We start from the raw sequence: 639 nt of genomic DNA, 5'->3' as shown, positions 1-639 counted from the left end.
CCGAAGTGCCATCCGCCCACGCGCCGCCAGCTCCCCAGTTCAGCCCCAGCCGATCGCCGTCGATGACCGCGCTGGCGGGAAATCTGGAGTCAAAAGTGCTGGACGCTGTGGCGACGCCGCCGTTGGCGGCTGCAGCAACATTGACCGCCTGTCCCCCTGTTGCCGCCGTGATCACCACCGCCTGCGTCTTGCTGTTGGTCAGGCCTCCAGCGTCGGTCACCGTCAACGTCACCGTGTAGCTGCCTGCCGCGCTGTAGCTCTTCGTGACCGACACCCCGCTGGCGCTGGTGCCGTCGCCGAACGTCCACGCGTAGTTGGCGATGGGGCCTTCCGCATCGGTGCTGCCGGCACCGGAGAAGCTCAGGCTCGCGCCCACCTGCCCACTCGTCGGGCCGCTGATGTTGGCCACCGGCGCCTGGTTGGTCGGCGCCGTGATCACCACCGCCTGCGTCTTGCTGTGGGTCAGGCCTCCAGCGTCGGTCACCGTCAACGTCACCGTGTAGCTGCCTGCCGCGCTGTAGCTCTTCGTGACCGACACCCCGCTGGCGCTCGTGCCGTCCCCGAACGTCCACGCGTAGCTGGCGATCGGGCCTTCCGCATCGGTGCTGCCGGCGCCGGAGAAGCTCAGGCTCGCGCCCA

1 protein-coding gene is annotated in these 639 nt (G+C 69.2%); it reads right to left on the bottom strand.

Features of this window, described 5'->3' with window-relative positions:
* Positions 1–639 (bottom strand): PKD domain-containing protein (locus ACXJKJ_RS30910; RefSeq protein WP_457395361.1); only part of this gene is annotated, 639 nt, incomplete at both ends.

This window comes from Roseateles sp. P5_E1 (assembly GCF_054049335.1).
This window is presented reverse-complemented; position numbering and strand designations above follow the sequence as displayed.